The organism is Deinococcus grandis, assembly GCF_001485435.1.
GTDB classification, from domain to species: Bacteria; Deinococcota; Deinococci; order Deinococcales; family Deinococcaceae; genus Deinococcus; species Deinococcus grandis.
This window is the reverse complement of sequence record NZ_BCMS01000001.1, coordinates 2,770,200-2,792,913: the sequence shown is the minus strand read 5'-3', so window position 1 is coordinate 2,792,913 and position 22,714 is coordinate 2,770,200. Positions and strand designations below refer to the sequence as shown.

The window sequence follows — 22,714 nt, the reverse complement described above, 5'->3', positions numbered from 1 at the left end:
GCAGCGTCCAAGGGTCTGAGGGTCGAAGGGTCAACCAACCTCACCTCTTAGACCCTTGGACACCCAGACTCTTCACCCCTCTCCGAAGGAGAACCAATCATGGCGACTGAACTGAAACTGCCCGACGTGGGCGACAACATTGAGCAGGGCACGGTCGTGACGGTGCTCGTGAAGGCCGGGGACAGCGTGACCGAGGGCCAGCCGATCATCGAGATCGAGACCGACAAGGCCGTCATCGAGGTGCCCGCCGAGGCCGCCGGGACCGTCGAGGCCGTGAACGTGAACGTGGGCGACACCGTGAAGGTCGGCGGCGTGATCGCCACCCTGAGCGGCGGCAGTGCCCCGGCCACCCCCGCCGCACCGGCCAGCGGCCCGGTCGACGAGGCCGAGGTCGGCAGCAGCAAGGCGGTCGCGCAGGCGCAGCAGGACGCGCAGAAGGAACAGGCCGGTGAAGCGGCCGCGCCCGCCACCTCCGCTCCGGCCGCAAGCGCGGGCGGTCAGATCACCCTGCCGGACGTGGGGGACAACATCGAGCAGGGTACCGTCGTCAGCGTCCTCGTGAAGGAAGGCGACACCGTCAGCGAGGGCCAGCCCGTCATCGAGATCGAGACGGATAAGGCCGTCGTGGAAGTCCCCGCCAACGCGGGCGGCACCGTGACCGGCGTGAACGTGAAGGTCGGGGACACCGTGAAGGTGGGCGGCGTGATCGCCACCCTGGGCGGCGCCAGCGCCCCCGCTGCTGCGCCTGCAACCGCACCGGCACCTGCTGCCCCGGCAACTGCGGCCGCACCGGCCAGTGCCCCCAGCGTCGTGAAGGTGAACATCAGCGGCGGTGAGCAGCCCGCCGCGCAGTTCCCCAAGTCGCAGGGCACCCAGAACCCCCAGACCTTCGACGGCCGCACCGTCGTGGCCGCCGCGCCCAGCGTCCGCCGCCTCGCGCGGGAACTCGGCGTGGACATCCACGCCGTGCACGGCACCGGCATCGCCGGGCGCATCAGCGAGGAGGACGTGCGCCGCACCGGCGGCACCCCCACCGTCACTGCCCCCGCCGCCGCCCCGGCCACCAGCGCCGCCGCCGCACCTGCCGTGGCCGCCGCGCCGCTCCCCGACTTCACGAAGTGGGGTAACGTCACCCGCGAGGACATGAGCGGCATCCGCAAGGCCACCGTCCGCTCCATGACCGCCAGCACCGCCATCCCCATGGTCACGCACTTCGACAAGGCCGACGTGACCGTCATGGAAGAGGTCCGTAAACGCTTCGGCGCCCGCGTGGAGAAGGCGGGCGGCAAGCTCACCATGACCCACATCCTCATGAAGGTCGTCGCGAACGCCCTGCGCAAGTTCCCCAAATTCGGCGCGAGCCTCGACCTCGACGCCCAGCAGGTCATCTACAAGGACTTCGTGAACATCGGCGTCGCCGTCGACACGCCCGTCGGTCTGCTCGTCCCCGTCGTCAAGGACGCCGACCGCAAGAGCATCACCGACCTCGTCCTCGAACTGAGCGAACTGGCCGGGAAAGCACGCGACCGCAAACTGAAACCCGACGAGATGCAGGGCGCCACCTTCACGATCAGCAACCTCGGCGGGATCGGCGGGCACGCCTTCACGCCCATCGTGAACAGCCCCGAAGTCGCCATCCTCGGCGTGAGCCGCGGCGGCATGGAACCCGTCTGGAACAGGGAGAAGGGTGAGTTCGAACCCCGCAACATGCTCCCCATCAGCCTCACCTACGACCACCGCCTGATCGACGGCGCCGACGCCGCCCGCTTCGTGCGCTTCATCTGCGAGTCGCTGGAAGACCCCTTCCTGATCTCGCTGTAAAGTAGGCTGAAGGCAACAGAGAAGACCCCCGTCCGAGTGGCGGGGGGCTTCTGTCTCTCGTGTGTATGCGGCCTACTTGTCCTCGCTGAGGGCGAAGCCGCGGCTGAACTGTTCCTGCAGGGCGGTGAACACGATCAGGGGGGGCAGCATGGTGATGACGGCGCCCGCCATGACGGCGCCCCAGTCGGTCTGGCCGCCCACCTCGATGAGTTTGCGTAGGCCGGCCTGCACGACCTGGTGGTCGTCGCGCTGCATGATGACCAGTGGCCAGAGGTACTGGTCCCAGGCGTACACGAACTGGATGACGGCCAGCGCGCCGATGGTGTTCCAGCTCATGGGGATGAGGATGCGGGTGAGGTAGCGCAGGGGGCCGCAGCCGTCGATGCGGGCGGCGTCGGCGAGGCTGGCGGGGATGTTCAGGAAGTGCTGGCGGAACAGGAATGTGCCGGTGGCGCTGGCGAGGAACGGCACGATGATCGCGGCGAATGAGTCGGCCCAGTTGAGGTCGCGGCTGACGAGGTCGAACAGCGCGACGATGAGGACCTCGGTGGGGAGCATCAGGGACACGAGGACCAGGGCGAACGCCGCGCCCTTGAGGGGGAAGCGGAAGTACACGAAGGCCAGCGCGGCCAGCAGGGCCAGGATGGTCTTGCCGGTGGTGACGGTGACGGCCACGATGAGGCTATTGAGCATGGAGCGGCCCAGGTGGGCGTCCACCCACACGCGCTCGAGGTTGCTCAGGAAGGCGCCGCCGGGCAGCAGGGAGGGGCTCAGGACGGCGCTGGACGGCTGCGTGGCCTTGATCAGCGCCAGGAGGAGCGGGGCGCTGATGAGCAGCGCGGCCAGGATCAGCGCGGCGTGGGTGCCCCAGTCGCCCCGGCGGGCGCGCGGGGACGTGGCGGTGCGGGCGCGGGGCAGGTGGCGGTCACGCACCATAGTGCACCCGCCGTTCGCCCAGCCGGAACTGCATGAACGTCACGAACGCCACGAGGGCCAGCATCAGCGCGCCCTGCGCGGCCGCCGCGCCGGTCCGGAAGTTCACGAAGCCGTCCTGGTACAGCTGGTACACCAGGAACGTCGTGATCCCCGCGTGGCCCACGTACGGTCCGCCGCGCGTGAGCAGGTCGGTCAGCGCGAACGAGTCGAACAGCGCCGCGACGATGTTCGTGAACACCAGGAAGAACGTGACCGGGCTCAATAGCGGGAACGCCACGCGCCAGAACACCTGCGCGGGGGTCGCCCCGTCGATCTGCGCGGCCTCCATGACGTCGGTCGGGAGGTTGCGGATGCTCGCCAGGTAGAACACGATGTTGTACGCGAGGCCCTTCCAGATGGCCGCGACCGTCACCAGCGCGAACGCCAGCAGCGGCGTGTCCAGCCAGCGGGGGCGCACGCCCGCCAGTTCGCCAAGGATCTGGTTCACCACGCCGATCTCCGGGTTGAACAGGAACAGCCACAGCGTCCCGGCAATGGCGGGACTCAGCGCGTACGGGTAGATGAGCAGCAGCCGGTACGCGCGTGACCCCCGGACGGGACGGCTGGCGAGCCACGCCAGCCCCAGCGACAGCAGCAGCCCGCCCGTGACGCTCAGCAGCGTGAACACCAGCGTCTGCAGCGCCACCTGCCGGTACGTGGGGCTGCCCAGCAGGTCCGTGATGTTCCCCAGGCCCACCCACTGCTCGGTGCCCAGGATCAGGTTCGCGCGGTACCCTGCCAGCCGCAGCGTGCGCAGGGTCGGCAGGTAGATGAACACCGCCAGGATCAGCAGGCTGGGCAGCAGGAACAGCCACGGCAGCGCGGCGCCCCGGAACACCGCCCGGTCCTCGCGCCCGCCCGCGTCCCTTTTCTGGCGGACGCTCAGCACGCCGCGCCCCTCGAATCGTCGGTCATACCCTCTCCTTCAACGCCGGGCGCGACCCACCCCCGGTCGGGGCAGGTCGCGCGGGGAGCGCTGTTATTTGAAGTTCGCGTTGTACTCGCCCAGCGCGGCGTCGGCGCGGGCCTTGGTGTCCTTCAGCGCGGCGTCCACGCCCTGGCCGCCCAGCACCTTCTGGAGACCTTCCTCGATGATGCGGCGGGTCTGGATGGCCGCGCCGTTCAGGCCGCCAGCCGTGGCGGGGCTGGGCACGGTGCGGGTCAGCTGGTTGAACGCCACGAGTTGCAGCGGCGTCTGGCTGAACCAGCCCTGCTTGCGCAGCAGGTCGATGCTGCTCTGGCGCACGGGGTAGTACCCGGTGAGTTTGTGCCACTCGGCCATGTTCTGCGTGTTCGTCATGAACAGCGCGAAGTCCAGCGCGCCCTCGGCCTGGGCCTTGCTGACACCTTTGCTGATCCACAGGCTGGCCCCGCCGATCACGACGCCGTTGCGCTTGCTGCCGTCCGGGATGGGCAGCGCGCCCACGCCGACCGTGAAGCCGTTTTTCTTCGCCGCGTCGCGGATGTTGCCGATGTCGGCGGTGGACGTGATGTGGAACGCGGCCTTCTGGTTCGTGAAGATGGCGTCGCTGCCGTCCCAGTCTTCCAGTTTGCCGGTGTAGGTGTAGTAGCCGCGGTCCTGCATGGTCTTGAAGAAGCTGAAGATGTTCTGCGCGGCTCTGCTGTCCAGGGTGGTGCTCGTGGCGCGGCCCTGGCGGCCGTTGCCGTTGTTCAGGAGGGTCTGGCCCTGCTGCGCCATCCACTGCTCGACGAACCAGCCGTTCAGGCTCATGCCGAAGCATTTGGCGTCCAGTTTCGCGGCCTCGATCTTCTGACAGGCCTTCATCAGCGCGCCGAAGGTGGTGGGCGGCGTCCTGGGGTCCAGGCCCGCTTTCTTCAGCAGCTCCTGGTTGAAGTACAGGACCGGGCTGCTGGAGTTGAACGGCAGGCTGTTCACCTTCCCGCCGATGGTGTAGTAGTTGATGACCGGCTTGATGTAGTCGCTGAAGTCCACGTTCTTCACGCTGCTGACGGGCTGGAACGCGCCGCTGTCCAGCGCGAGCTGGCTGCCCACCTCGAAGATCTGCACGAGGGCCGGGGCCTTGCCCTGCCGCGCGGCCAGGATGGTCGCCTGGAGGCTGTCGTTGTAGCTGCCCTTGTAGCTGGGCACGACCTTCACGCCGGGGTTGGCCTTGTTGAATGCGTCGGCGCGCGCCTGGATCCAGCCGCTGCGTTTGGCGTCCCCGAAGGAATGCCAGAACTCGACGACGGTCTGGGCCTGGGCGGCGGAGGCGGCGGGCCCGACCAGGGCCAGCGTCAGCAGGAATTTCTTCACGTTCCGGAGGCTAGACTCTCATGTTCAGGCGACCATCAGCGGCGCGTGACGGGACGGTCAGCGCGCTGTCGGCCCCCGGTCAGCTGGGGCCGCGGCGACATGAGGCGCAGGTCAGGGGACCTTCAGGGCGAATCCTGCGGGATGATACGCACGCCGCCGGGCGCGGGGCGTACCGTCAGGGCATGATTCTCGTGACTGCCGCGACCGGAAACGTGGGCCGTGAACTCGTGCCCGGGCTGCTCAGGGCCGGGCTGCCCGTCCGCGCCGGGAGCCGCCACCCCGACCCGGCCCGCTGGCCGGACGCCGAGGCGATCCCCCTCGACCTGACCGATCAGGACAGCGTGCGGGCCGCCGCGCAGGGCGTCACCGCCGTGTACCTGATCGTCCCGGAGACGCTGGAGGCCGCGGACGTGCAGGCCACGCTGCGGACCCTGCGAGACGCGGGCGTGGCGCGCGTGGTCCTCCAGAGCGGCTTCGGCGTGCAGGGCGAGGGGAACCTGCTGGGCGACGCCGAGGCCGCCGTGCGCGCCAGTGGCCTGGAGTGGACGATCCTGCAGCCGAACTGGTTCATGCAGAACTACAACCAGATGTTCCGCCGCGGCGTCCGTGACCGTCACGAGTTCGCGGAGCCCGCCGGGACGCACCGCACGAGCTTCATCGACACGCGCGACATCGCCGCTGCTGCCGTGACGGTCCTCACGGGGGACGGGCACGCGGGGCGCGTGTACCCGCTGACCGGCCCGGCCGCCCTCGACCGGCACGAGGTGGCGGCCGCGCTGAGCCGCGCGCTGGGCCATCAGGTCACGTACCGCCCGGTGGACGACGACGGCTTCGTGGACTTCCTGGTGTCCACCGGCGAGAGCGACGAGGAGGAGGCGCGCGCCATCGCCTCGATCTACCCGCCCATCCGCGCGGACGTCACCGCGCCCGTCACGGACGACCTGCCGCGCCTGATCGGCCGCGCCGGGTACACCATCGACGACTTCGCCCGGCACTACCGCGCCGACTGGCAGGCCTGAGCGACCCCAGGCTCGCCCCTCAGCGCACGGTCAGGAGCACGTCCGGGTGATCCCCGATCAGGGCGTGGACGCCCAGCGCGCTCAGGCGGGCGGCCTCGGCGGGGTCGTTCACGGTCCAGGTGTTCACCTGCCAGCCCCGTCGGCGCGCGGTGGTCATCAGGGCCGCGTCGATCAGGGCGTGGTGGGGGTGCAGGGCGGCGCTGCCGGTCCAGGCCATCGCGGCGCGCACCAGCAGCGGCGGGTAGGGCTTGTGGATCAGGAGGCCGCGTTCGATCTCCGGTGCGGCGTCTCGTGCGGCGCGCAGCAGGGTCGGCATGAAGGAACTCACGATCACGCGCCGCGAGACCCCGTGCGCGCGGATGGCGTCCAGCGTGCGGCCCACCCGGTCGTCGGGCCGGGCGGCCTCGTGCTTGAGTTCCACGTTCACGAAGGCCCCGGTGTCCACCGCCCAGGCCAGCACGGCGTCCAGTGTGGGCACGAACGCGGGCAGCTCGGCGGCGCGCAGCGTGGGGAGCGCCCGCCCATCCGCTAGGTGCGCGTCGTGATGCACGACCAGCGTCCCGTCGCCCAGGCGGCGCACGTCCAGTTCCACGCCGTCCAGTCCGGCGTCCAGCGCGGCCTGAAAGCCGGTCAGGGTGTTCTCGCGGTGCAGGGCAGGCGTGCCCCGGTGGCCCAGCAGGAGTGGCGTCATCCCCGCCACGCTACCGCCCCCGCGTCAGGGGTGTGCCCTCCCCCTTGACCTTCCCCCAGGGGCAGGGCGCACGCTGGGGGTACCTCCGGAGGTTTCGCCCGCCCATGACCACACCAGCCCGCATGACCATCGGCTCGTTCGCGCAGGCGACCGGCCTGAGCGCCAAGGCGCTGCGCCTGTACGACGACCTGGGCCTGCTGCGCCCCGCGCAGGTGGACCCGGACAGCGGGTACCGCCGCTACGACCCGGCGCAGCTTACGGACGCCCGCCTGATCGGCCTGCTGCGCCGCGCCGACCTGCCCCTGAACGACATCCGCCTGTTGCTGGACACGCCCGCCCCAGAGCGCCCGGCCGCACTCCGCGCCCACCTCGCCCGGCTGGACCACTTGCACCGCGAGCGGCGCGACCTGACCCTGTACCTGATCTCACGCCTGCAAGGAGAGACCCCCATGACCCTGCCCCCCGTCCAGACCCGCTTCCAGCCCGAGCAGAACGTCGCCAGCCTGCCCCGTCACGTGTTCGTCGCTGACCTGCCCGCGGCCATTCAGGGCGGCATGCAGACCCTGCTGGACCACGTCGCCGCGCAGGGCACGGTGGCGGGCGCGCCGTTCGTGATCTTTCACGGCGAGGTGAACGCCGACAGCGACGGTCCCATCGAGATCTGCGTGCCGTACGGCGGGCCGGTCACGCCCGGCGGGGACGTCGCCCTGCGCGTCGAACCCGCCCACCACGAGGCGTTCGTGGCCCTGACCCGCGAGCAGTTCGAGTTCCCGCAGATTCTCGCCGCGTACGACGCCACCTGCGCCCACGCGACCGCGCACGGCACCTGCACGCTGCGCCCCCGCGAGGTCTACGGCTACGACTGGGACGGCGCCGCGCCCGGCGAACCGGTCGGGGACGTCGCGTGGCCGTACGAACCGGCCCCGGTGACCTCGTGACGGTGACCTCGTGACCGCGTGACCGCGACCTCCTGACCGCCCCGCCCCATTCCCGAGCTGCCCTTCACGTCCCTGTCACGCCCCGCTGAGGCGCGTGCGGGACGCTGGAGGGCATGAGCGACCAGGACAGCACCCCACCCGGCAACATCACGCCCAGCGCGAACCAGTTCGGGATGCAGGACCCGCGCGCGCAGTACCCCGCGCCGCCCTTCCCGCGCCAGCCGCAGGAGGCGCCGGGCAGCGTGGGGGCCATGCAGCCCCGCCCGGATCACGGCGAGCAGAGTTACGTGGGCTTCGGCCGCCTCAGGGGCCGCCGGGCGCTGATCACCGGCGCGGACTCCGGCATCGGCCGCGCCGCCGCCATCGCCTTCGCCCGCGAGGGCGCGGACGTGGCCCTGAACTACCTGCCGGACGAGGAGGAGGACGCGCGGGAGGTCGTGGCGCTCATCGAGGCGGCGGGCCAGCGCGCCGTGGCGATTCCCGGCGACCTGAAGGACGAGGCGTTCTGCCGGGACCTCGTGCAGCGCGCCGTGCAGGAACTGGGCGGACTGGACATCCTGGTGAACAACGCCGGGAAGCAGGTCAGCCAGGAGCGCATCGAGGACATCACCACCGAGCAGTTCGATGGGACGTTCCGCACGAACGTGTACGCCATGTTCTGGATCACGCAGGAGGCCGCGCGGCACCTGGGGCCCGGCGCGAGCATCATCAACACCAGCAGCATCCAGGCGTACCGGCCCAGCCCGAACCTGCTGGACTACGCCAGCACGAAGGCGGCGATCGTGGCGTTCACGCAGGCGCTCGCGCAGCAGCTCGGGCCGCGCGGCATCCGCGTGAACGCCGTCGCGCCCGGCCCCTTCTGGACGCCGCTGCAACCCAGCGGCGGGCAGCCGCAGGAGAAGGTGCAGCAGTTCGGGGCGTCCACCCCGCTGGGCCGCCCGGGGCAACCGGCGGAGCTCGCGCCGCTGTACGTGTTCCTGGCGTCGCAGGAGAGCAGTTACAGCAGCGGCGGCACCTTCGGCGCGACCGGCGGGCAGGTGCTGTTCTAGACGGGAAGGTCAGCGAAGAGCAAAGGAGCCCCTCGCCCCGGGGCCCGGGGGGCCGCTTAGACTGGGCGGGTGTTCAAGACCGCTTTCAAGGCCCTGCTGCCCCTGCTGGAGCGCGGCGCGCTGACCGCCGACCGCGCCTTCAGCGGGTACGTGCAGCCCCGCCGGGCGCGCGGGAAGCTGCTGCTCCAGCCGTACGTGGGCTGGGGCACCCCGGGCCGCGTGGAACTGCGCGGCCGGGTGCTGCTGCCCCGCACCGTCGCGCCCGCGCGCCGCACCGACCCCCGCCTGCGCAACGCGCAGAACGTCCTGCGCCGCCTGTTCTCCCGCGAGGTGGGCGGCGTGACCGTCAGCGGCGTCCTGAACGGCCAGCGGGCCGCTGCAGTCAGTGACAGCGACGGGTACTTCACGCTGGAGTTCACGCCGCCCAGCCCGCTGCCCGGCGGGTGGCATCAGGTGCCGCTGCAACTCGACGGGCGCGAGGTGCAGGCCAGCGCCCGCGTGCAGGTCGTCGCGGACGCCCGCTTCGGCGTGATCAGCGACTTGGACGACACGGTCATCCAGTCGGACGTGACCAGCGTGCCGCGCATGCTCAGCACCGTCCTGACCGGCAACGCCCGCACCCGCCTGCCGTTCCCCGGCGTGGGCGCCCTGTACCGCGCCCTGACCCGCGACGGCGAGGCCCGCAACCCGATCTTCTACGTGTCCAGCAGCCCCTGGAACTTCTTCGACCTGCTGTGGCAGTTCCTGGATTACCGCCGCATTCCGCTGGGCCCGCTGTTCCTGCGCAACTGGGGCATGGACCTGCTCGGCGGGCACGGCGGGTACAAGCACGGCGTGATCGAACAGATCTTCCAGCGCTTCCCCGACCTGAAGTTCGTGCTCGTGGGGGACAGCGGCGAGAAGGACCCGGAAATCTACGCCGAGGTCGTGCACCGTCACCCGGGCCGCGTGCTGGCCGTGTACATCCGCGACGTGACCGAAGCGCACCGCGACGAGGGCGTCCTGAAACTCCGCGAGGAGGTCCGCAAGGCCGGCGTGGACCTCGTGCTGGCCGCCGACAGCCTGAACGCCGCGAGTCACGCCATGGCCATGGGCCTGATCACGCCCGGCGAGTACCGCAGCGTCCTGACCAGCGTGGCCCGCAGTTACGAGACCTGAGGGGGGAAGTGGGGTGTGGGTGGTGGGGAGTAGGACAGGCAGGAACAGAGGAGAGGCGGCCCGCACACTGGGGCCGCCTCTTTCTATCGGGTCGTTACTTTCTGGGGCAGCGGTACAGCTTCACGCTGCGGGCCGCGAGGTTGGTCTCCTCACCGGCCTTCACGGTGCCGCCCGCGTGGTCGTCGGTGGTGTCGAGTTGCAGGTCCCACGCCTGGCACCCGGCCAGGTCCGGCAGGCGGAAGGGGAGATCCACGTGCGAGGCGTTCAGCAGCAGCAGCAGGTGGTCGTCCAGCAGCGGCTCGCCGCGCTCGTCCACGTCGTCCAGGCCGTTGCCGTCCAGGAAGATCCCCATGCTCTGCGTCTGGGGGTTGTTCCAGTCCTCGTCGCTCATCTCCTCGCCGTCAAAGCGCAGCCACACGATGTCGCGCACGTCCTCACCGCGGATGGTGCGGCCACTGAAGAACTTGCGGCGGTGCAGCGCCGGGTGGGACTTGCGCAGCCCGATGACCTTCTTCGTGAATGCCAGCAGGTCCTCGTCGAGGTTCGCCCAGTCGTACCAGCTGATCTCGTTGTCCTGGCAGTAGGCGTTGTTGTTGCCGCCCTGCGTGCGGCCGATCTCGTCGCCGCCCAGGAGCATCGGCGTGCCCTGACCCAGGAGCAGGGTCGCCAGGAAGTTCCGCTGCTGCTGGCGTCTCAGGGCGTTGATGGCGGGGTCGTCCGTCTCGCCTTCCGCGCCGCAGTTCCAGGTGATGTTGTGGTTGTGGCCGTCGTTGCCGCCTTCCTGGTTGGCGTCGTTGTGTTTCTGCTCGTACGTGACGGTGTCGCGCAGCGTGAAGCCGTCATGGGCGGTCACGAAGTTGATGCTCGCGTAGGGTTTACGGCCATCGTTCTGGTACAGGTCACTGCTGCCCGTCAGGCGGTAGCCGATCTCGGAGGCCAGTCCGCCGTCGCCCTTCCAGAAGGCGCGCATGTCGTCGCGGTAGATGCCGTTCCACTCGGCCCAGTTGACGGGGAAGTTCCCGACCTGGTAGCCGCCCTCGCCGACGTCCCAGGGTTCGGCGATCAGCTTGACCTGCCCGATGATGGGGTCCTGGTGGATGATCGTGAAGAAGCCCGACAGCTGATCCACCTCGTGCAGGCCGCGCGCCAGGGTGGAAGCCAGATCGAAGCGGAAGCCATCCACGTGCATGTCCGTCACCCAGTAGCGCAGGCTGTCCATGATCAGCTGCAGGGTCTGCGGGTGGCGGACGTTCAGGCTGTTGCCGGTGCCGGTGTAGTCGAAGTAGAAGCGGGGGTCCTCGGCGACCAGCCGGTAGTACGTGGGGTTGTCGATGCCCTTGAACGACATGGTGGGCCCCATGTGGTTCCCTTCGGCGGTGTGGTTGTACACCACGTCCAGGATGACCTCGATGCCGCTGGCGTGCAGCGCCTTGACCATCTGCTTGAACTCGTCCACGGCCCCGGCGGGGTTCCCCTTGCGGGCCTCGGCGCTGTAGCGGACGTCCGGCGCGAAGAACGACAGTGTGCTGTACCCCCAGTAGTTCGTCAGGCCCTTGTCGAGCAGGAAGGGGTCGTCCACGTGCTGGTGCACGGGCATCAGTTCGATGCTCGTGATGCCCAGTTCCCGCAGGTAGAAGAGGATCGGTTCGGTGGCGATCCCGGCGTACGTGCCGCGCAGCTCGTCGGGCACGTCCGGGTGGGTCATGGTGAGGCCCTTGACGTGCGCCTCGTAGATCACGGACTGGTGGAAGGGCACGTCGGGTTTCTGGCTGTCGCCCCAGTCGAAGCAGGGGTCCACGACGATGCCCAGGGGCGCGCCGCGCTGCTCCTCTTCCTGCATGACGCTGTCCTCGCCGCCGGGCACGTAGCCGAACACGCCCCGGTCGAACTGCTCGGTGCCGTCCAGCGCCTTGGCGTAGGGGTCGAGCAGCACCACGTTCGGGTTGAAGCGCAGGCCGCGTTCCGGGGCGTACTCGCCGTGCACGCGGTAGCCGTAGCGCTGACCCGGTTTCACGCCGGGCAGGTAGCCGTGCCACACGAAGGCGGTCTGTTCACGCAGCGGCACGCGGGTTTCCACGCCCTGCTCGTCGAAGAGGCACAGCTCGATGCCGGTGGCGTTCTCGGAGTACAGGGCGAAGTTGGTGCCTTTGCCGTCCCAGGTGGCTCCCAGGGGGTAGGGTCGGCCGGGTCGGAGGATGGGGGGGGTGGTCATCAGGCTGCGCTCTCCTTTCGTGGCGGGGCAGGCGCGGGAGCGCCGCCCGGAACGTGGAAACGGTACCAGACCACCCCGCGCAGACCACAGTCACGGGCACAAACCCAAGCGAAGCCCAAGAGGGCTCTCATGCGGCTCACGGGCTCCCGACCGCCGCCTGGACGCCGATTGACAGACGAAAAAGCCTCCACGCAGGTGCCGGAGGCTCTCAGATGAGGGACTTCTTAGTGGGGCGTCAAGCTGGCCTGAATCAGAACTCCAGGCGGCCGCGCGGTCCGCTCAGGCGGTACAGCTTCTCCGGCGTCCACAGTTCGTAGGTGTACATCGGGTACTGCCGCTTGAAGCGGCCCACGCGGTCCCAGACCTCGCGCGACTCGAACGGCACGACCAGGATCAGGCGGATCACGCTGTCCTCGTAATCGTAGATGTAGAAGTCGAAGTGGAAGGTCTGCTCGCCGCCCCGGTCCGTGAACAGCGGGAACGAGAACGGCCGGTAGCGCCACGCCTTGTTCTTCTCCGTCAGGATCTTCGCGGCCACGCGCTTGAGGTTGCTGTCCGGGAAGGTCATCTTCTCGTCGTCCCGGTCCGTGAAGACCGTGTCGGGCGCGGGCGCGTCGAGCTGCACGCGCTTGAGTTCCGGCAGGGCCTTCTTCACCTTGGGCGGCGCGGCGCGGCGCGGCCCGCTCCCGGGGCGACCGCCCGCGCGGCCCTCCGAGGTGCGGCCCTCACCGCTGCCCTGGGCGGCCTCGCCGGGCTTGCGGCGGGCGGGGTTCGTGCCGCCGCGCGCGCCGCTGCCGCCGCTCTTGGACCCGCCGGTCCGCGTGCCGCCGAACGGACCGCCGGACTTCGCCCCGCCCGTGCGGGCGTCGCCGCCGCGGGCCGGGCTGCGGCGCGGTCCGCCGGTCCCGCTCAGCTCGGTGCGCACGGGACGACTGTCGCCGCGAGAGTCGTTGCGGCTCCCCTCGCTGCGTTCGCGCGCCGGGCGGGTCGTCTCGCGGGTCGCGCCGCCCCGGCCCTGCGCAGTGTTTCGTTTGGGGGCACGGCCCCGTGAACCTTTCTTTGGCCCCGTCATAGCGTCCCAGTGTAGTGCACCCGCGCCAGAAAGGGCGAACGCCGCCCCCGGTGACGTCGGGGGCGGCGCGGACGAAGCCTGTTTACTTCGCGAGGCTGCGGATCAGGTCGAGGTTCACGAAGCGGTTCAGGTCCGGCACGTCCCGCGCGAAGCCCGCCTCCTTGTTCAGCTGCGCGTACTCCGCGAGGGTCTTGAGGTTGATGTCCCAGGTGACGCGCGTGCGGGCCAGCGCCTTGAACAGCTCGTTGGTGTTGGGGCGCTTGCCGGTGAAGGTGTAGATCTGCTCGGCGATGGCTTTCTGCGCGCCGGCGTTGCTGCCCTTGATGTAGGTGATCGCGGCGAGGTGGCCCTTCAGGAGGCCCTTGACGGTGTCGGCGTTCGCGGCGGCGTACTTCGTGTTCACGGTCAGGACGGTGGTGGTGTAGTTGCCGCCCTCCCAGATGCCCTTCTCGTTCACGATCAGCTTCGCGCCCTGGGTTTCCATGACGGCGCCCCAGGGTTCCTGCACGAGCGCGGCGTCCACCTGTTTCGCGGCGAACGCGGCGGGCATGTTCGCCGGGTCAATGGGGACGATGCTGACGGTGCCGCCCTCGTCGGTGGCTTTCAGGCCGTTCTCGTGCAGCAGGTGCCGCAGGCTGATGTCCTGGGTGCTGCCGCGCGTGGGCACCGCGACCTTCTTCCCGGCCAGCCCCTTGACGTTCCGCACGCCGCTGTCCTTGCGGGCGACCAGCACCGCCCCGGCGTTCGCGGCGCCCGCGTACACCTGGATGGGCACGCCGCGCATGAAGGCGTTCATGGCGGGGCCGGGGCCGACGTACGCGGCGTCGATGGCGCCCGCGGCGAAGGCCTCGTTGATCTGGCTGCCATTGGCGAATTCCTTGACGACCAGTTTCACGCCGTCCGGGAGGTTCTTCTGGATCAGGCCGCGCTGCACGCCGACCAGTCCGGCAGCGTGGGTGACGTTCGGGAACACGCCCAGGCGCAGTTCTTTCGCCTGCTGCGCGCTGGCGCTGGCGATCAGGCTGAGGGTCAGGAGGGGGAGCAGGGCACGCTTCATATCCTCACAGGATACCAGACCAGTTGAGTAAACTTGTCAACTGGATTGGATTTCGCCAGTGCACGGGCCAGTCACGGGACGGTCACGCTCCCCGAACGACACTCGGGCCAGGAGGAGACCCATGCTCGCCACGCTGCTCGCCCTGCCGCTGTCCGTCCTGCCGCTCTTCACCGCCGCCCCGGCGATCCGCGCCAGCCTGAACGCCGCGCCAGCCGCGTTCCACGTCACGTACTCCCCGGATCGGTCCAGTTGCGCCGCCCTGCGGTGGCGGCACCCGCCCGTCACGCTCGGGGCGCAAACCCTGATGCCCGTCATCCTGCGGCCCCCGCCCGGAGCCTGCCCACCCCTGACCGCTCCCTGACCGGGCGCGCACACGCCCCTGACCACCCGGCGCGAGGGTGGACGGCACATGCGACCCCTGAAGACCGCCCTGCTGGCCCTGACCCTCTCGCTGGGAGGCGCGTGCGCCGCCACCCTGCCTGCCGTCACCCTGACCGGCTTCGCGCAGCTGCCCGCCGACACCCTCGCCGACGGACCGGCCAGCGGCGCCTGGAACGGCGGTCTGCGCGGCCAGACCCGCTTCCAGGGGCAGCCGGTGCAGGGCTTCAGCGGAGTACAGTTCACGGCAGGCGGCGAGTACCTCTTCCTGAGTGACAACGGCTTCGGCGCGAAGAACAACAGCGCCGACTACCTCCTGCGCCTGTACCGCCTGAGCGTCGCGCCGAACACCGCCGCGAAGGACGGGACCGGGCAGGTCGGCGTGCGCGGCTTCATCAACCTGCGCGACCCGGACCGCCGCGTGCCGTGGCAGATCGTGAACGAGGCCACCCCCGACCGCCTGCTGACCGGCGCGGACTTCGACCCGGAAGGCTTCGTGGTCGCCCCCGACGGCACCCTGTGGATCGGGGACGAGTTCGGCCCGTACCTGCTGCACTTCAGCGCCGACGGCCGCCTGCTGGGCGCCCCCACCCCCACCCCGAACCTGCACGGGCGGCCCACCCTGCGCGGCCAGAACCCCATCGTGATCGCGCACCGCGGCAGCAGCGGCACCCGCCCCGAACACACCCTGGACAGCTACCGGGTCGCCATCGAGGGCGGCGCGGACTTCATCGAACCCGACCTCGTCGTCACGAAGGACGGCGTGCTCGTCGCCCGCCACGAACCCGTCATGGTCGTCCTCGACAAGGACGGCAAGGTCACGGAGGCCACCACCGACGTCGCCACCCGCCCCGAGTTCGAGGACCGCGTGCGGACCAAGACGCTCGACGGGACCAGCGTCACCGGGTACTGGGTGGAGGACTTCACCCTGGCGGAACTCAAGACCCTGCGCGCCGTGGAACGCCTCCCCGCGCTGCGCGGCCGCGCCTTCGACGGCCGCTTCGAGGTCCCCACCCTCGCCGAGATCATCGCGCTCGTCCGCGACACGGAAACCCGCACCGGCCGCAAGGTCGGCATCTACCCCGAAACGAAACACCCCACCTACATGAAAGCCGCCGGGTTCGACACGGGCCAGCTGCTGATCGACACGCTGACCCGCGAGAAATTCACCGACCCCGCCCGCGTGTTCATCCAGTCGTTCGAAACCGCCAACCTCCGCGAACTCAAGACCCGCATCATGCCCGCCGCGGGCGTCACCCTGCCGCTCGTGCAACTCGTCAGCGGCCACACCGAGGCCCCCTACGACTGGACCGCCAGCGGCGACACCCGCCGGTACGACGCCCTGACCACCCCCGAGGGCCTGCGTGACCTCGCCACGTACGCCAGCGGCGTCGGCCCCACCAAACGCTGGATCATCACCGACAGGGGCGACACCACCGACTTCGTCACCCGCGCGCACGCCGCCGGGCTGCTCGTGCACCCCTGGACGCTGCGCAGCGAACCCACCTACCTGCTGCCCACGTACGCCGGGAACCCCGAAGAGGAAATGCGCCAGCTGCTGCGCGCCGGCGTGGACGGCTTCTTCACCGATTTCCCCGCCACCGGCGCGCGCGTCGCCGCGCAGATGGCCGCGCCCGAGGTCCGCAGCCCCCAGCACCCCGCCTTCACGCAGGGCACCAGCAGCGCCGACGCCACCCTGGGCGCCAGCGGCGGTTTCGAGGGTCTCGCCCTGAGCGCCGACGGCACCACCCTGTACGGCCTGCTGGAAAAGACCGTCACCGGCGACCTGCCCGGCCAGCTGCGCCTGAACGCCCTGAACCTCGCCACCCGCCAGTGGAGCCTCGCGGGCCGCTACGCCCTCGACGCGGGCAGCGACGCCATCGGCGACCTCGCCACCGTCAACGACACCCAGTACCTCGTGCTGGAACGCGACAGTAAGGTCCACACCGACGCCCGCAACAAACGCGTGTACCTGATCGACCTCAAACGCCTGAACGCCGACGGCACCTTCCAGAAGACCCTGATCGCCGACCTGATGAACATCGCCGACCCGCAGGGCCTCGCGCCCGACACGCGCGGCGGCACCCTGACCTTCCCGTACGTCACCATCGAGAACGTCACCCTTCTGAACCCCACCACCCTCCTGATCGCCAACGACAACAACTACCCCGCCACCGGCGGACGCGGCCCCGGCGTGAAGGACGACACGCAGTTCCTGTGGCTGCGCCTGGGCGAGCCCCCGAACCTCGGCGGACGCTGAACCCACAGCACAAGGAAGGAGGCCACCCGGTCAATCTGGGTGGCCTCCTTCCTTGCCGCGCTGCTTCAGGGCCGGACGAGCAGCACCATCCGCCCCGCCCGCCGGAACCCGAGGTGGCTGTAGAACGCCTCGGCCGGTGACTCCCGCGCGGTCAGGAGCGACACGTTCGTCACCCCACGCGCCGAAGCAGCCGCCAGATGCGCGTCCAGCAGCGCCCGGCCCACCCCGCCGCGCTGACGTTCGGGCCGCACGAACATCTCCTGCACCTCGTGCGACAGGAACGAATCCCGCACCTGATCGCGTCCCAGCACCGCCCCCACGCACACGGCCCCGTCCCAGGCGACCAGAGCGGCACTCCGGGGCGTGGCGAGCAGGTCACTCAGGGCCGCGCGGGCCGATTCGTCCGTCCACGCCTCGTTCCACGGCGCCGCGCCGAACGTCGCGCGGAACGCGTCGGTCAGGGCAGGCAGATCAGCCACAGAGGCGGGGCGGAGATCCATCCTCAGTACTGGCGGCCGAAGATCACGCGTTTGCCGTACGCGGCGGGGCGGCCGGTGTGCACGCACACGCCCTCCTCGGCCTCGTTGAAGAACTCCGCGTCGTCCAGGGGGACGTTGCGGGCGGTCGCCTTGGTGTCTTCCTTGATCTGGCGCTCGCTCTCGGGGTCGCCGCAGTGGAAGGCGCGCACCCACTTGCCCGCCTCGATGGCCGCCTTGAACTCCTCGTAGGTGTCCACCGTGACGGTGTTCTCCAGCATGAAGGTCGTGGCGCGTTCCAGCAGCCAGTCGTGAATGCCGTCCAGGCGCGCGGTCATGCCAGTCACGGCCTCGGCGCGGGGCAGGGTTTCCTTCTCGTCGCCGTTGCGGTTCTTCACGACGACCACGCCGCTCTCCAGGTCGCGGGGGCCGAGTTCGATGCGGACCGGCACGCCCTTGAGTTCCCAGTCGTTGTACTTGAAGCCGTTCGTCACGCCGTCACGTTTATCGACCTTCACGCGGACGCCCTGGGCGCGCAGTTCGGCGGCCAGCTTCTCGCCCTCGGCGACCATCTCGTCGAAGTTGTCCTTGCGGCCCACGGGAATCACGACCACCTGAATGGGCGCGATGCGGGGCGGCATGATCAGCCCGAAGTCGTCACCGTGCGTCATGATGATCGCCCCGATGATGCGGCTGGAAATGGCCCAGGAGGTCGTGTGCGCGAACTCCTCGCGCTGCTCGCGCGTCTGGAACTTCACGTCGAACGCTTTGCTGAAGTTCTGACCCAGGTAGTGGCTCGTGCCGCTCTGGAGGGCCTTCCCGTCACGCATCATGCCCTCGATGGAGTACGTGGCGACCGCCCCGGCGAAGCGCTCGCTGGCCGTTTTCTCGCCGCGCACCACGGGCAGCGCCAGGACGTCCCGGCAGAACTCGTGGTAGATGTCCAGCATCTGCCGCACCTCGCCGCGCGCCTCGCTCTCGTCGGCGTGCGCGGTGTGGCCCTCGTGCCAGAAGAACTCGCTCGTGCGCAGGAACGCCTTCGTGCGCAGCTCCGCGCGGAACACGCTGCCCCACTGGTAGTGCAGGAACGGCAGGTCACGGTAGGAGTTCAGCCAGCCGCTCCACATGTGCCCGATGATCGTCTCGGACGTGGGGCGCATCACGTACGGCTCGGCCAGTTCCTCGGTGCCGATCTTGTTCACCGTGAACAGCTCCGGCGCGAAGCCCTCCACGTGATCCGCTTCCTTGGTAATGAACCCCATGGGGATCAGCGTGGGGAAGATCAGCGACTCGTGCCCCGTCGCCTTGAACCGGTCGTCCAGCCAGCGCTGGATGTTCTCCCACAGCGCGCTACCGTACGGGCGCACGACCATCGCCCCCGCCACCGGGCTGTTGTCGGCCAGGTCGGCCTTCTTCACGACCTCGTTGTACCAGTCGTTGAAATCCACGCTCTGGGGCGTCACGCCGTACTGCTGCGCCTTCCTGTCCTGTTTGCCGCCGTCTTTCGTCATCGCCCCGCATGATACCGGGCGCGAGTCGGATTGTTCGGGAAGCTCTGGCATAGGAAACGGTGGCAAGGATGGGGTCCGGGAGACATTTCAAAAAGGTACCGGTTCCTCAACCGATTGAAGGGGCTGAGGAGCCGGTACTCTTCCTGCCGAGTGGATCGGCCGGGGATTTGGTTCAGCGTACTTTTGGTCCGGAGATCAGGGCAGAGAGATCGGGTGCTTGACGCCCGGTGTCCGCTGGACCTGTTCGGAGGCGCCAACGGTCGAGATGGTGTTCACCGGAACGAGTTTCGGGGTGTTCGGATCCGTCAGGTCCAGGGTGAACACGGTCCACAGATCGCCCTGTCCGCTGGGTACGTTATAGGTCGCGATCAGCGCAGTGCCGCGGAAGACCTGCACCCGTGCGCCTGAGCTGCTCAGGGCTCCGGACTGGCTGTCGCCCCGGTCGCTGTAATCGTGCACGGAGTACCGCAGCAGTCCTTCGGGCGTTTCCGTCACGGTGATCGTCTCCGGGCCGTAACTGTCGGTATCGTCCACATCGAGATTCACGCTGCCGAGGCTGTCCGTCGAGGTTCGTGCGTACCATGCCACATGGAACCGGCTGCCGTCCGCCGCCGGGCCAGTCAGGTGAGAGTCGAGGTCGGAGGGCTCCGCTCCCCAGTTGAGGACAAAGCGCCACTCTCCGCTGCCGGTGAGTTCGGGACTCAGGGCGCGGTCGCCCACGTCCACGGTCTGCTGACCGATGACAGAAACGGTGCTGGAGGTGCTGATGTAGCCCGACTTGCTGGCGGACAGGGCGTAATACCCGGTCGGCAGTGTCAGCGAGTAGCGGCCACTGGCATCGCTGGTGACGCTCTGCGTGACCTGACTGCCGCTCAGCCCGGCGCGGGCGGTGATCGTCACGCCAGCCAGTGCGGCGCCGGTGGTGGCGTCCAGGACGCGACCATGAACGGTGCCGTCTCCCTGGATCGCCTGGTCAAGAGCCAGGAATGGTTCCAGAACCGTCGTCTGCCCCGCGGGCACGGTGAGGTTCAGGTACTCGCCCTCACGGTATCCGTCCTTCCGGATGACCAGACGGGCGTAGGTGTCACCGGGGACGTCCAGATTGTAGACGCCGGCCGGATTGTCCGCTGGTCTCACCGTGACGCAGGTCGGTGTGGTGCGGCAGAATTCGAAGGATACGCCGGACAGGGCGGCTCGTGTCGAGGCGTCCCTCACCGTCACCTGCATGGTGCCGCGCGCCGCGGGCGCTGTAACGGTCAGGGTGAGCGCGGGTGAGGTCACAGTGCCACTGCGGGCAGTCAGGCTGGTCTGCCCGGGCGTGACACCGGTCACCACACCGCCAGGGCTGATGGTGGCGACCGCCGCGTTGCTGCTCCGGAACTCGAACGCGGGTTGCGTGGTCAGCGGTGCGCCGGCGGAGTTGAGACCGCGGGCTGTGCAGGTCGACGTTCCGCTTGTCTCAATGCTGTCCGCCGAGCACGTGAGCTGAATGGAGGCCAGCGTGTTGTCCTGAGCGACGGTGACGCTCACGGCGTTGGACGTCACGGATCCGCTGCGGGCGATCAGGTTGGCTGTCCCTGCTTTCACGCCCGCAGCGGTCATGGCTCCCGACACGGCCAGCACGTCGGGTGCACTGCTGGTCAGGCTGATGGCCGGGGGGCTGGTCATCACAGCGCCTGAGGACGTCTTGGCCTGGGGCGTGCAGGTGGTCGTCGCGCCGACTGTGATGGCTTGTGGCGTGCAGGCCAGCGTGATGGAAGCGAGGGTATCTGGCACCGGTGGATCGATGCGGCAGGAACTCAGCAGGCCGGTGCAGATCAGGGCAGTCATCCAGGGAAGGGAGCGTCGTGACATGGGAATCCTCCAGGTGGCAAGGTGGGCGGGTGTTGTCATGACCGTCTGCGCGCAGCTGAGCAATCGTGTCCTCACTTCCTCCCCAAGTTCGTTGGCGTGGATGCACTGGGCTGCGCTGTGCGGCACAGTAGGGAAGGAGGCGTGACCGCACCGTGACTGTATGGGGCGGCCGGGCAAGGCGCTGCCTGATGTGACCGGCCGCCCTGTTGTTCTGCGCGGTCTGTCTAGACCCTGTGCTCGGCGGGCAGGTGGTGGGGCGTCGCGACTAGACCTTGAGAGCGGTGATCAGAAGCGGTAAGGGGCTTCGTCAAGGCCTCTGACAGCGGTTTTCAGGGGTGTTGAGGGGCTCCCTCAGCATCCCTGAAACGAGCAGAGCGAGTACCCGCATACAACAGCGGTTGGAAGTGGAATTGAAGGGCGTGCTGTTGGCCCTTCAATGGAACTGGAAACCGCTGTGATAAGGGTTTCAAGTGATTTACGTTCAGGGTCGCCGGGTGGCCCCCTCACCCTTCCGCCCTGTCGCTCTTCCACTGCGCAGCTCTACGGCTCCTTCCCTCTCTGCGACGCATCTCTTCGAGTCCCTGGGGCAGAGGGGACAACGGAACGGGATCACGGTGCAGGCAAGTCAATCTGATCCCGTCTGACACGAGCTGAGCGAGAACCCGTCAACACCAGCGGTTGGGAATGGTGTTGAAGGGCGTGGTGTTGGCCCTTCGGTGGAACTGGAGACTGCTGTGAACGGTGCAGGCATGGAGCGGCGCCTCTCGCTCCGTTTGGTGAACGGCCAGCCGAGCCTCTCGCCGGTTGCCGACCGGAGGGTGCGTTCACTCCGTGCCCTGGGATGGACGGGTATGTAATCCGCTCGTGTCACGCTCTGTCCGTCCGGGAGCAGGCGGCGGAAGTCACCCGCCTGCTCGCGCTGGGGGCCACGCGGCCCGACTGGACGTACCCGCCGGACTCGGACTTCGTGGTGCTGGCCGACCCGGACGGGCACCGCTTCTGCGTCGTGCAGGTGGGCGCCGTGCTCCCCTGGCTGGGCGGATCTGCGGACGTCCCCCCGGTCACCTGAACAGCCCCTCACTGAGCCACACGGCCGATGCGACGGCAAGTCCACCTGAAGGAAACTGGGCACATGAGCGCCGAGCCCGTGTTCTTCTACCGCACCGCGCATCCGTTCTCGAACTTTCACCCCAGCGTGTTCACGGAAGGCGGGGTCACGTACCAGTGGGCCGAACAATACCTGATGGCCCGCAAGGCTGCGCTGTTCGGGGATGAGGTGACCCGGCAGGCGATCCTGGCGGCCCGCACGCCCGGCGAATGCAAGGCGTTGGGCCGCCGCGTGAGCCCCTACGACGATGATAGCTGGGCGGCGGAGCGGTTCGGGGTGGCGCTGGACATGCTGCGTCTGAAGTTCGGGCAGAACGCGCGGCTGCGGGCGGCGCTGCTGGGCACTGGCGTGGCGGAACTGGTGGAGGCCGCCCCGAACGACCGGGTCTGGGGTGTGGGGTTCAGCGAGCAGGACGCGCCGGGTGCGCGGCAGGCGTGGGGGGCGAACCTGCTGGGTCACGCATTGATGGCGGTCCGGGCGGAGCTGACGGCGGATGACGGTTCCCTCAATGTCGGGTCAGGCTGACCTGAATGGTCCTGTCATGGGGGGGCCATGTTCGCGGCCCAGACTGCCCGCATGACGAAGATGAACGCCGGAGAGATCAGCGACCACATCGCGCAGTCCGTGAAGGCCCGCTTGGAGCAGGGTGGCGAGCACCTTCAGGTGAAGGACGTCAACGGTGAGCACGTCGGGACTGTGGATCACATGGACGGTGACCGCGTGAAGCTCACGAAGACGGACAGTGCGGACGGGCAGCACCATTACCTGAGCCTCGATCAGGTGGAGAGCGTGGATGACGTGGCGGTGTACCTCAACGTGGAGCGCAGCGCCGTCTCGTAATCCCGACTGTTGAACCCCCG

At 69.1% G+C, this 22,714-nt stretch carries 20 protein-coding genes; 10 read left to right on the top strand and 10 right to left on the bottom strand.

The genetic code is table 11. The features are described 5' to 3' along the window. Positions 1-99 precede the first annotated feature (99 nt). The gene (gene aceF / locus DEIGR_RS13515) at positions 100-1,821 is read left to right on the top strand and encodes a dihydrolipoyllysine-residue acetyltransferase (protein WP_058978048.1); all 1,722 of its coding nucleotides are present in this window, start codon (positions 100-102) and stop codon (positions 1,819-1,821) included. A 72-nt stretch (positions 1,822-1,893) separates the two neighbouring features. Here the strand turns inward: aceF and DEIGR_RS13510 are convergent, their stop codons facing one another. From DEIGR_RS13510 to DEIGR_RS13500, 3 genes are all read right to left on the bottom strand, one after another. Next, positions 1,894-2,757 carry a carbohydrate ABC transporter permease gene (locus DEIGR_RS13510; protein WP_083524064.1) on the bottom strand — a complete coding sequence of 288 codons (864 nt, stop codon included), beginning with the start codon at positions 2,755-2,757 and terminating at the stop codon, positions 1,894-1,896. After that, on the bottom strand, positions 2,747-3,685 hold the full coding sequence (locus tag DEIGR_RS13505) for a carbohydrate ABC transporter permease (protein WP_058978047.1): 939 nt from the start codon (positions 3,683-3,685) through the stop codon (positions 2,747-2,749). Before DEIGR_RS13505 ends, DEIGR_RS13510 begins: the two co-directional genes overlap by 11 nt. A 90-nt stretch (positions 3,686-3,775) precedes the next feature. Then, complete coding sequence (locus tag DEIGR_RS13500) at positions 3,776-5,071, bottom strand: ABC transporter substrate-binding protein (protein ID WP_083524063.1); 1,296 nt, start codon at positions 5,069-5,071, stop codon at positions 3,776-3,778. 182 nt (positions 5,072-5,253) lie between these two features. On the opposite strand from DEIGR_RS13500, the gene DEIGR_RS13495 reads away from it, so the two are divergent. Continuing rightward, positions 5,254-6,090 carry an NAD(P)H-binding protein gene (locus DEIGR_RS13495; protein WP_058978044.1) on the top strand — a complete coding sequence of 279 codons (837 nt, stop codon included), beginning with the start codon at positions 5,254-5,256 and terminating at the stop codon, positions 6,088-6,090. A gap of 19 nt (positions 6,091-6,109) precedes the next feature. On the opposite strand, the gene DEIGR_RS13490 is transcribed toward DEIGR_RS13495, so the two are convergent. Further along, positions 6,110-6,781, bottom strand: coding sequence for a glycerophosphodiester phosphodiesterase (locus DEIGR_RS13490; RefSeq protein WP_058978042.1), 672 nt, complete (start codon positions 6,779-6,781; stop codon positions 6,110-6,112). A gap of 104 nt (positions 6,782-6,885) precedes the next feature. On the opposite strand from DEIGR_RS13490, the gene DEIGR_RS13485 reads away from it, so the two are divergent. The 3 genes from DEIGR_RS13485 (at position 6,886) to DEIGR_RS13475 (ending at position 9,926) form a co-directional block, all read left to right on the top strand. Then, on the top strand, positions 6,886-7,719 hold the full coding sequence (locus tag DEIGR_RS13485; RefSeq protein ID WP_058978041.1) for a MerR family transcriptional regulator: 834 nt from the start codon (positions 6,886-6,888) through the stop codon (positions 7,717-7,719). A 113-nt stretch (positions 7,720-7,832) separates the two neighbouring features. Then, positions 7,833-8,768, top strand: a complete 936-nt coding sequence (locus DEIGR_RS13480; RefSeq protein ID WP_153013746.1) for an SDR family oxidoreductase — start codon at positions 7,833-7,835, stop codon at positions 8,766-8,768. Positions 8,769-8,837: 69 nt separating this feature from the next. Continuing rightward, positions 8,838-9,926 carry an App1 family protein gene (locus tag DEIGR_RS13475; RefSeq protein ID WP_058978037.1) on the top strand — a complete coding sequence of 363 codons (1,089 nt, stop codon included), beginning with the start codon at positions 8,838-8,840 and terminating at the stop codon, positions 9,924-9,926. A 94-nt stretch (positions 9,927-10,020) separates the two neighbouring features. On the opposite strand, the gene glgX is transcribed toward DEIGR_RS13475, so the two are convergent. The 3 genes from glgX to DEIGR_RS13460 form a co-directional block, all read right to left on the bottom strand. Continuing rightward, on the bottom strand, positions 10,021-12,138 hold the full coding sequence (gene glgX / locus DEIGR_RS13470) for a glycogen debranching protein GlgX (RefSeq protein WP_058978035.1): 2,118 nt from the start codon (positions 12,136-12,138) through the stop codon (positions 10,021-10,023). A 250-nt stretch (positions 12,139-12,388) separates the two neighbouring features. After that, positions 12,389-13,210 carry a hypothetical protein gene (locus DEIGR_RS13465; protein WP_058978034.1) on the bottom strand — a complete coding sequence of 274 codons (822 nt, stop codon included), beginning with the start codon at positions 13,208-13,210 and terminating at the stop codon, positions 12,389-12,391. Positions 13,211-13,292: 82 nt separating this feature from the next. After that, positions 13,293-14,267, bottom strand: coding sequence for an ABC transporter substrate-binding protein (locus tag DEIGR_RS13460; protein ID WP_058978032.1), 975 nt, complete (start codon positions 14,265-14,267; stop codon positions 13,293-13,295). 121 nt (positions 14,268-14,388) lie between these two features. On the opposite strand from DEIGR_RS13460, the gene DEIGR_RS13455 reads away from it, so the two are divergent. Together DEIGR_RS13455 and DEIGR_RS13450 are read left to right on the top strand one after the other, a co-directional pair. Then, complete coding sequence (locus DEIGR_RS13455; RefSeq protein ID WP_058978030.1) at positions 14,389-14,628, top strand: hypothetical protein; 240 nt, start codon at positions 14,389-14,391, stop codon at positions 14,626-14,628. A gap of 48 nt (positions 14,629-14,676) precedes the next feature. Further along, positions 14,677-16,905, top strand: a complete 2,229-nt coding sequence (locus DEIGR_RS13450; RefSeq protein ID WP_058978027.1) for an esterase-like activity of phytase family protein — start codon at positions 14,677-14,679, stop codon at positions 16,903-16,905. Between the two features lie 65 nt (positions 16,906-16,970). On the opposite strand, the gene DEIGR_RS13445 is transcribed toward DEIGR_RS13450, so the two are convergent. The 3 genes from DEIGR_RS13445 to DEIGR_RS13435 form a co-directional block, all read right to left on the bottom strand. After that, on the bottom strand, positions 16,971-17,384 hold the full coding sequence (locus DEIGR_RS13445; RefSeq protein ID WP_160329943.1) for a GNAT family N-acetyltransferase: 414 nt from the start codon (positions 17,382-17,384) through the stop codon (positions 16,971-16,973). A gap of 23 nt (positions 17,385-17,407) precedes the next feature. Next, positions 17,408-18,892, bottom strand: coding sequence for a proline--tRNA ligase (proS, locus tag DEIGR_RS13440; RefSeq protein WP_058978024.1), 1,485 nt, complete (start codon positions 18,890-18,892; stop codon positions 17,408-17,410). A gap of 195 nt (positions 18,893-19,087) precedes the next feature. Then, entirely contained in the window at positions 19,088-20,722 is a 1,635-nt protein-coding gene (locus DEIGR_RS13435) for a carboxypeptidase-like regulatory domain-containing protein (RefSeq protein WP_160329942.1), read from the bottom strand. Positions 20,723-21,587: 865 nt separating this feature from the next. Between DEIGR_RS13435 and DEIGR_RS13425 the strand changes: the two genes are divergently transcribed. The 3 genes from DEIGR_RS13425 (at position 21,588) to DEIGR_RS13415 (ending at position 22,694) form a co-directional block, all read left to right on the top strand. Further along, complete coding sequence (locus DEIGR_RS13425; protein WP_160329941.1) at positions 21,588-21,815, top strand: VOC family protein; 228 nt, start codon at positions 21,588-21,590, stop codon at positions 21,813-21,815. A gap of 63 nt (positions 21,816-21,878) precedes the next feature. Further along, entirely contained in the window at positions 21,879-22,379 is a 501-nt protein-coding gene (locus DEIGR_RS13420) for an NADAR family protein (RefSeq protein WP_058978019.1), read from the top strand. A gap of 51 nt (positions 22,380-22,430) precedes the next feature. Beyond that, the gene (locus DEIGR_RS13415) at positions 22,431-22,694 is read left to right on the top strand and encodes a DUF2171 domain-containing protein (RefSeq protein ID WP_058978017.1); all 264 of its coding nucleotides are present in this window, start codon (positions 22,431-22,433) and stop codon (positions 22,692-22,694) included. The last annotated feature ends 20 nt before the right edge of the window (positions 22,695-22,714 follow it).